We start from the raw sequence: 6,572 nt of genomic DNA, 5'->3' as shown, positions 1-6,572 counted from the left end.
GATGCGCGAGGGTGGCGTTGTCGGTCAGGTCGTTGACCGCCACCACCTCGATGTCGGTGCTGCTGCCCTCGGCCTGCTGCGCCTCGAGGGCCCGGTAGAAGTTGCGTCCGATTCGGCCGAAGCCGTTAACGCCTACCCGGATCGTCACGTTCGTCTCCCTTTGTTGCCTTGATGCTCAACGGCCAGCCTAGTGGTGTGAGAGGCGTCACGCGCGGGCCGGTCAGAGCACCGCAAGGCTCTGGTCGGTATAGGGGTTACCCAGCCATTTCCTCCTGATTCGCTGCAGCGCGCCGTCGTCCTCCAGCTCGGCCTGCGCGACGGTGATCCGGGCGAGCAGCTGCTGATTTTCCAGGCCGACGGCGATCGCGATGTGCTCGGTGGAGATGCCGCGCTGCACCACCTCGACGCCCGCGATGGGCTTGACGAGCTCGGTGAGTACCGGCGCCAGCTTCATGAAGACGTCGCAGCCGCCCGTGCTGAGGTCCTCCAGGGCGCTCCGGATGCTGCCGTAGTCGTAGACCCGGACGGCGCCGGCCTTCCCTGCGGCGACCAGGTTGTCGGCGATCGACCGGCTGGTGTTGCCTTGCTGCACGCCGACGGTCAGGCCGTCGAGGTCGTCGATGGACCTCACGTGCGGCAGCCGCCGGGTGTCGACGGCCAGCGATTGTCCTGAGATGAGATACGGCGGGACGAACGCCGCCTTTTTCTCCCGCTCCTTTGTGACCGTGGTGCCGGCGGCGACGCAGTCATAGGCGCCGGCGTTCAGAGCATCGAAGATGCCGTTGAAATCGACTCCTTCGTATGGGATGAATTCGACGGTCGCACCGAGCCTTCCGACCAGTTCGGTCATCAGTTCAATGTCGAGGCCGCCGTTGTCCGGCATACCGTTGAAGGGCGGGTCGGGAAAAGCCGCACCGACCTTTAGGATGTTCACGCGTTCACGATAACGAGGAGGGCGAAATGGAAGAACCATCGACGTGTGGCCAAGGCTTGGCGAGTCGGTCCTCTCTCGCCGGCAACCTGGGCGAGTTGCTCGCCGCATTAGCACAGGTCCTAGAAGCGCATATGAGGGCACTCGATCCCGCCGACTCGGACGCGAGAAAGGAACTTGACGCCTATGCGACGTTGGTGACGGCACATCGGGACGTCGCCGACCGACTGTCGGGAGTCGCCGTTCAAATGGCCGACTACCGAAACCTGCCGGTGGCAGCGCACGACGAAGCGGTGCTGTTGGACGCGGTGGCTCATAAAGCGTTCGAGAAGTTTGTCCGGCTTGAACAGGAACTCTCCACCTTGCTGCAAGAGCACCTGCGGCAGGACCAGACGATGCTGCGCGAGATGCCAAGGTCCGCTCAGTGAGAGAACTTGCATCGAGTTGGTCGTCAAGCACGCCCGCCGCGGCAACAAGGCAAAAGGCGACTCGCGGTCTTCTACATCAAAGTGCACGACCGGCTGCTGCGCCTGCGTTTTGCAGTGCGAGCCTTGCCCCTCCGCGCCGGTCCGCAACGAACCCCATGATCGTCAAGCAGTAGCCAACCCCAACGACACCCGCGAGTACGAGGAAGAGTGGATCTCGCGAGAGCCAATACAGCCCGAGAAAGCTGATCAGGAAGAATGTTCGTAAAACGAGGGTGACCGGGTAGACCGACTCGGCGCGGGTGCCGATGAGCCAAGCGACCGAAATTCCCAGGCCGGCTATTAACATGCCGACCAACCGGGGCATGATGTCCCCGTAGTCACCGTTCGAAAGCAGCAGTCTGAGCGTGGTCGTCGGTGCAAACAACAGCGCCAAGCCAGTTACCACCTGATATGTACTGAGGTAGTACAGACTTCGTCGTGTCCAGATCATCTCGTTCACCTTTTTCCTCGTTGAGTCGCACTGCGCGTGTCACCGTGAAAAGTGGTCGGGCGGCGTGAGATCGGCGGCTTTGCGGTTCTCAGTGTGAACCCGGGGAGAAGACGCGTTGAAACCGCTCCAGCGCTTCTGCGTCACCCTCGACGTGTACGCGCTCTCCCGGGTGGCCCGTCGCGAGACGGGTAAAGCCTGGTCGGTCGGTAACGATTCTGACGGCCGCACGTTCATCAGTGCCACCGGGCGTGACGTCTACTGCGCCGTCGTGAACGTGGACGGCGACTCGTTGCCCATCGACCTCTATGTCGTATATCTCGTCGATGCCTTCCGCAGCATCTGGGCGGAAGGTCGCCTCCAAGCCCAATGACAGCGCGCTGTCGGGCAAGCGGTCGTCGGCCGCGTCGCGCAGCAGCGGGCGTCCCCAACGCGCGAACTCGACAATTGCCGGTTTGAGCGCGTAGCCGCGCTCAGTAAGTTCATACACCCTCGCTGGCGTGGGCGGCGGCACGTCTCGCTGATCAATCACCCCGTTCTCCTGGAGGTCCCTCAACCGGGTCGCGAGCAGATCGGTGGCCAGCCCGGGCAGACCTTCCCGCAGGTCGGTGTACCGCTTCGGCCCGGTCAGCAGTTCACGGACGATCAGCAGCGTCCAACGCTCGCCGAGCAGGTCGAGCGCCCTGGCGAGGGGACAGAACTGTCGATATAGACGTTGTGGCACACAGAAATCCTACCTGATAGTTTGACAAAGCGTTGTAAACCTTGGAAAACTTGTCCCCACATCCCGCTGGGAGGTATCTGATGTCAATCACTGAGCGACTCTTCCTTGGCCAGGTTCGCCACGTCGCACCCGTCCTAGACGACTCCCGGACACTTGCCGCGCGCCGACAGATCATCCAAGACTTCGGCGCGCTGGTCCCGCCATTCGCGTTGCACCTTCCGGTCCCCGACGCCCTGTGCGCCTTCTGGGCCATCGCTCGTGAAACGAGTTCGGGCCGCCGGGTCGATCGCGCCACGAAAGAGGCTGTGGCGGTGGCGGTCTCGGCGACCAATTCGTGTCCCTTTTGCGTGGACGTCCACAGCACAACTTTGCGGGCCCTCGGCGAGCGAAGCACGGCAGGCGCGATCGCTTCCGGCGAGACGGATCAGATCGAGGACGCCGACCTGCGGGCGAAAGTGACCTGGGCCCGCGCAAACCGTCAGCCGGATTCCGACATCGTGCAACGGCAACCCTTCCCGGATGAACACGCACCAGAGCTGATCGGCACCGCGCTCGCGTACCACTACATCAACCGCATGGTCAACATCTTCGCCCCAACATCACCGTTTCCATCAGCCGCGCCGAAGCTCAAGCCGATCTTCAAACTGGTTGCAACACCGGTATTCCGGACACTGCTCAGGCGAGACGTACGGCCCGGTGCATCGCTCAGTTTGCTTTCGCCCGCGCAGCTGCCGGCCGACCTCGGCTGGGCCCGCAGCGACCCGATCATCGCCGACGCGTTCGGCCGGGCCGCGGCGGCGTTCGATGCTGTCGGCCACCAGGCAGTTCCCGAAGCCGTGCAGGAGTTGGTGGCCCAATGGCTGAGTACCTGGCGCGGCGACGATCCCGGCCTGTCGCGTGGCTGGGTCGACAGTGCTGTGCAGAATCTGCCCATACCGCACCGACCGATCGCACGTTTCGCCTTGCTAGCCGCGATCGCTTCGTATCAAGTCGACTCCCAAGTGCTCGACGACGCCCGCACAAGCCCGGGCGCCGCAGGAGACGCAAAGCTCGTAGCGGCGGCGAGTTGGGCCAGCTTCGCCGCCGCCCGCCGGATCGGATCGTGGCTGAACACCGTGCCCGCAACAGCAACCCACGATCGCAAGCCCGCCCCTCGGCATAAAAGTCAACTAGGTCGATAGCAATGGCCGATACAACTTGGCCTCCAGCTAGGCGTCTTCGAGCAGGTCAGGGGTGACCGCCGACTCGGTGTCGGGAACGCCCTCCTGCTTGGCCTTGCGGTCGGCCATCGACAATAACCGCCGAATGCGCCCCGCGACAGCGTCTTTCGTCATCGGTGGATCGGCCAGCCGGCCCAGTTCCTCCAGCGACGCCTGCCGGTGCTCGATGCGTAGCTTGCCGGCCGCGGCCAGATGGTCCGGCACCGTGTCGCTGAGAATTTCCAGCGCCCGCTCCACCCGGGCGGCCGCGGCCACCGCGGCCCTTGCCGAGCGCCGTAGGTTCGCGTCGTCAAAGTTGGCAAGCCGGTTGGCGGTGGCGCGGACCTCGCGGCGCATCCGGCGCTCTTCCCAGGTCAGCCTGGTGTCTTGCGCCCCCATCCGGGTCAGCAACGCGCCGATGGCTTCGCCGTCGCGCACTACCACACGGTCGTTGCCCCGCACCTCGCGCGCCTTCGCGCTGACGCCGAGTCGCCGCGCCGCCCCCACCAGCGCCAGCGCCGCTTCCGGTCCGGGACAGTTCACTTCCAGCGCGGAGGACCGGCCCGGTTCGGTCAGCGAACCGTGCGCGAGGAACGCGCCGCGCCACGCCGCCTCGGCGTCGCCCACGCTGCCACCCACGACCTGCGTGGGCAGCCCGCGCACCGGACGGCCCCGCAGATCGAGCAGCCCGGTCTGGCGGGCCAGCGCCTCACCGTCCTTGGCGACCCGCACCACATACCGGGTGTTCCTGCGGATACCGCTGGCGGACAACACATGAACGACGGCGTTGTAGCCGTACAGGTCGAAAATGTCCTTGCGCAGCCGGCGGGCGATGATCCCGAGATCCACCTCGGCCTCCACCACCACGCGGCCGGACACGATGTGTAGTCCCCCGGCGAAGCGCAGCAACGACGCCACCTCGGCGCGGCGAGCACTCACCGAATTGACCACAAGTCGGCTCAGCTCGTCCTTGACCTCGGCTGTCATTGCCACGGGTCGTCACCTCTCGGTCCATTGACTGTCCGGGCGGGTGTGGGAACGGTCGGCGTCGTGGGTTCCGTCCGGTGCAGTCGGACACCCTCCAGCGCCGCGGCCAACCTCGCCGGGTCATGTAAAGGTGTACCAGGTCTGGACACGTCAGCAAACTGAACGTCGGCCTCCAGGATGGCCGCGGTGCGCCTGAGCTGTTCCCGCTCCCGGTCGCTGGGCACCCGGGAGGCGTCGACGACGATGTCGGTCACCGTGAATCCCGGGGCATGCTGGGCGAGCACGTGGATGTGTCGCTCGGCGGAGAATCCCGCCGTTTCACCAGGCTCGGCGACCAGGTTGAGCACCAGCGCGCGCCGCGCAGGCGTGGCTTGCAGAGCTGCTGCCAGTTCTGGCACCAGGACGTGCGGGATCACGCTGGTGAACCACGATCCCGGACCGAGCACCACCAAGTCGGCAGACATGATCGCGTCCACCGCCTGCCGGGTCGCCGGCGGGTCGTTGGGCAGCAGCCGGACCCGTCGCACCTTGCCGGGCGTGGTGGCGATCGCCACCTGGCCGCGGATCAGCCTGAACATCCGCGGATCCGATTCCAGGCCAGCGACATCCGCTTCGATCTGCAATGCGATCGGGCACATCGGTAAGACGCGGCCCTTGACTCCCAGGATGCGGCCCAACTCATCAAGTGCCGCCACGGGATCGGCGAGTACCTCGTTCAGTCCGGCCAGGATCAGGTTTCCGATGGGGTGGCCGGCCAGCGCGCCGCTGCCCCCGAACCGGTGCTGAAGGATCGTCGCCCACAGCCGCCCATGCCCACTGTCAGATGCCAAGGCCGCCAACGCCATTCGCAGATCACCCGGCGGTACCACCTCGAGCTCATTGCGCAGTCGTCCAGAGGATCCCCCGTCGTCGGCAATTGTCACCACCGCCGTGACATGCGGAGTGAGCCGGCGGGCGGCCGACAACGTGGCGTAGAGCCCGTGGCCGCCGCCAAGCGCGACGATGCGTGAGCTCATTCGCGGCCCAGATCCCGGTGCAGCACCCGCACCGTCAGTTGGTCACCGCCCTGCAATCGTCCCGCCAACGCTTCGGCCATCGCAACACTGCGATGCTTGCCCCCTGTGCAGCCGATGGCAACGGTCATGTAGCGCTTCCCTTCCCGGCGATATCCCTCGAGGACGACGTCGAGCAATCGATGATAGGTGTCGAGAAATTCCGCCGCACCGGGTTGTCCCAACACGTATTCCCGCACGGTCGGGTGCTGACCGGTGTGCGGCCGCAGCTCGTCAACCCAGTGCGGGTTGGGCAGGAACCGCACGTCCATCACCGTATCGGCGTCCATCGGCAGCCCGTACTTGTAGCCGAATGACTCCACGGTGACGCTGGTGTCCGCGACGGTTTCTCCGCCGAAGGCTCGTTCGATGCTTTCCCGCAACGCGGGCACTGACAGCGTCGAGGTGTCGATGATCAGGTCGGCCGCCGCGCGCACCGGCGCCAACATCGCCCGCTCGGCGGCTATACCCTCGGCCAGTGTCTGGTTGCCCTGCAACGGATGGCTCCGGCGATTCTGCTCGTAGCGACGGACCAGGATGTCGTCCGAGGCCTCCATGAACAACACCCGCGGCGCGATGTTGCGAGTCGCCAAATCCTTACGCACCCAATCCAAATCGCCGGTGAAGCCCCGGGAGCGCACGTCCATCACCACAGCCAGCTGGGTGATGCGCGAGCCGGCCGCCAGGCCCAACTCGACCATCCGCGCGATCAGCTCGGGCGGCAGATTGTCGGCGACATACCAGCCGAGGTCCTCCAGCACCTT

Annotated in this window: 9 protein-coding genes; 2 read left to right on the top strand and 7 right to left on the bottom strand. The window is 65.4% G+C overall.

All coding sequences use genetic code 11. The features are described 5' to 3' along the window. Both ACRDU5_RS03430 and ACRDU5_RS03425 read right to left on the bottom strand, forming a co-directional pair. Positions 1-148, bottom strand: a 148-nt coding sequence (locus tag ACRDU5_RS03430) for a glyceraldehyde 3-phosphate dehydrogenase NAD-binding domain-containing protein (protein WP_526612831.1), incomplete at its 3' end; no start/stop codon positions are given. Positions 149-220: 72 nt separating this feature from the next. Next, positions 221-934 (bottom strand): ABC transporter substrate-binding protein, encoded by a 714-nt coding sequence (locus tag ACRDU5_RS03425; protein WP_526612829.1) that lies wholly within the window; start codon positions 932-934, stop codon positions 221-223. Between the two features lie 26 nt (positions 935-960). On the opposite strand from ACRDU5_RS03425, the gene ACRDU5_RS03420 reads away from it, so the two are divergent. Next, complete coding sequence (locus ACRDU5_RS03420) at positions 961-1,359, top strand: hypothetical protein (RefSeq protein WP_526612828.1); 399 nt, start codon at positions 961-963, stop codon at positions 1,357-1,359. A 76-nt stretch (positions 1,360-1,435) separates the two neighbouring features. Here ACRDU5_RS03420 and ACRDU5_RS03415 read toward each other — a convergent pair whose 3' ends face one another. Both ACRDU5_RS03415 and ACRDU5_RS03410 read right to left on the bottom strand, forming a co-directional pair. After that, positions 1,436-1,858 (bottom strand): hypothetical protein, encoded by a 423-nt coding sequence (locus tag ACRDU5_RS03415; RefSeq protein WP_526612827.1) that lies wholly within the window; start codon positions 1,856-1,858, stop codon positions 1,436-1,438. A 79-nt stretch (positions 1,859-1,937) separates the two neighbouring features. Next, on the bottom strand, positions 1,938-2,570 hold the full coding sequence (locus ACRDU5_RS03410) for a winged helix-turn-helix transcriptional regulator (RefSeq protein ID WP_526612825.1): 633 nt from the start codon (positions 2,568-2,570) through the stop codon (positions 1,938-1,940). An 80-nt stretch (positions 2,571-2,650) separates the two neighbouring features. Here ACRDU5_RS03410 and ACRDU5_RS03405 point away from each other — a divergent pair, with 80 nt between their 5' ends. Beyond that, complete coding sequence (locus ACRDU5_RS03405) at positions 2,651-3,751, top strand: carboxymuconolactone decarboxylase family protein (RefSeq protein WP_526612823.1); 1,101 nt, start codon at positions 2,651-2,653, stop codon at positions 3,749-3,751. A 27-nt stretch (positions 3,752-3,778) separates the two neighbouring features. On the opposite strand, the gene whiA is transcribed toward ACRDU5_RS03405, so the two are convergent. From whiA to rapZ, 3 genes are all read right to left on the bottom strand, one after another. Then, positions 3,779-4,762 carry a DNA-binding protein WhiA gene (gene whiA, locus ACRDU5_RS03400; RefSeq protein WP_526612822.1) on the bottom strand — a complete coding sequence of 328 codons (984 nt, stop codon included), beginning with the start codon at positions 4,760-4,762 and terminating at the stop codon, positions 3,779-3,781. Further along, positions 4,753-5,772, bottom strand: coding sequence for a uridine diphosphate-N-acetylglucosamine-binding protein YvcK (gene yvcK / locus ACRDU5_RS03395; RefSeq protein WP_526612821.1), 1,020 nt, complete (start codon positions 5,770-5,772; stop codon positions 4,753-4,755). The genes whiA and yvcK overlap by 10 nt, the downstream gene beginning before the upstream one ends. Then, on the bottom strand, positions 5,769-6,572 hold an 804-nt coding region (gene rapZ / locus ACRDU5_RS03390; RefSeq protein ID WP_526612819.1), incomplete at its 5' end, for an RNase adapter RapZ. The genes rapZ and yvcK, both read right to left, overlap by 4 nt.

The sequence above is a fragment of the Mycobacterium sp. genome (genome assembly GCF_050701515.1).
Taxonomy (GTDB): domain Bacteria; phylum Actinomycetota; class Actinomycetes; order Mycobacteriales; family Mycobacteriaceae; genus Mycobacterium.
The sequence above is the reverse complement of the archived record's forward strand: the minus strand, read 5'-3'. Positions and strand labels throughout refer to the sequence as shown.